This is a genomic window from Methylobacterium sp. CCH5-D2 (genome assembly GCF_001556475.1).
In the GTDB taxonomy this organism is placed as follows: Bacteria; Pseudomonadota; Alphaproteobacteria; order Rhizobiales; family Beijerinckiaceae; genus Methylobacterium; species Methylobacterium hispanicum.
In genome coordinates this window covers 1-1,066 of the sequence record NZ_LSIX01001141.1, presented here as the reverse complement: position 1 = coordinate 1,066, position 1,066 = coordinate 1, and the positions used below count along the sequence as shown (strand labels likewise).

The following is a 1,066-nucleotide window of genomic DNA, read 5'->3' as shown; positions in this document are numbered from 1 at the left end:
CGTACTGGCCGTCCTGGCAGGCGGACAGCGCCAGGAGGAGGGCCAGACCGAGCGTTGTCGTCTTCAGCATGTCGGCCTCGCCGAGGTCGGCCTCCGAGCCTGGGCTCGAAGGGTTGATGACAGGTTGCCGTGGCTGCGGTTCGGCGGAAGCGGGCCGCTTACGGGATCGGATCCCCGGCGCTGCGATGCCTCCGCCGCAGGGGAAGTCCGTCGAGGAGCAGCAGCACCACGCCTGTCGAGATCCAGACGTCCGCCAAATTGAAGGTGAACCAGCGGATGCCGCCGGTGTGCAGGTCGAGGTAGTCCGTGACGACGCCGTCCATGAGCCGGTCGACGAAGTTGCCGGCGGCCCCGCCCGCTATCGCGGCGAGCCCGAGGCGTTCGAGCCCGCCGCCCGCGGCCAGGGCCCAGCCGGCCACGAGGCAGGTGAGCGTGCCCTGGATGGCGAGGAGCAGTGCCAGGGAGGACGGGTCGTGCGCCGGGAACAGGCTGAAGCTGATGCCGTAGTTGAATGACAGGCTCAGGTCGACGAAGGGCAGTGCGCCCCTGACGGCGCCTTCCTCCAGCCACGCCTCGGCCACCGCCTTGGCGACGAGGTCTATGGCCGCGGCGGCCCCCGCCACCCCGGCCACGGTCGCCGCCCGGCCGGCCCACCCTGACAGGGAGATCATCAGGCCCTCAGGAGACGGAGCGCGTTGGCCGTCACCAGGACGGTCGCGCCGGTGTCGGCCAGGATGGCCGGCCAGAGGCCGGTGATGCCTGCGACGGTCGTCATTAGGAACACGGCCTTCAGGCCGAGGGCGATCGCGACGTTCTGGCGGATATTGCCCAGGGTCGCCCGAGAGAGGGAGACCAGCGCCGCCACGTCGCCCACCCGGTCGTTCAGCACCGCCGCGTCCGCCGTTTCCAGGGCCGCGTCGGTGCCGCCGCCCATCGCGATGCCGACGCTGGCGGCGGCGAGCGCCGGCGCGTCGTTAATGCCGTCGCCGACCATCGCCACCGGAGCCGCCGCCTTCAGGGCCGCGATCTCGGCGAGCTTGTCCTGGGGCAGGAGCTCGGCCTTCAC

2 protein-coding genes are annotated in these 1,066 nt (G+C 71.7%); both read right to left on the bottom strand.

Annotated features, from left to right (window positions below; genetic code table 11):
* Window positions 1-158 precede the first annotated feature (158 nt).
* Entirely contained in the window at window positions 159-671 is a 513-nt protein-coding gene (gene lspA, locus AX737_RS31045) for a signal peptidase II (protein WP_012455883.1), read from the bottom strand.
* Window positions 671-1,066 (bottom strand): HAD-IC family P-type ATPase (locus AX737_RS31040; RefSeq protein WP_156454069.1); only part of this gene is annotated, 396 nt, incomplete at its 5' end. The genes lspA and AX737_RS31040, both read right to left, overlap by 1 nt.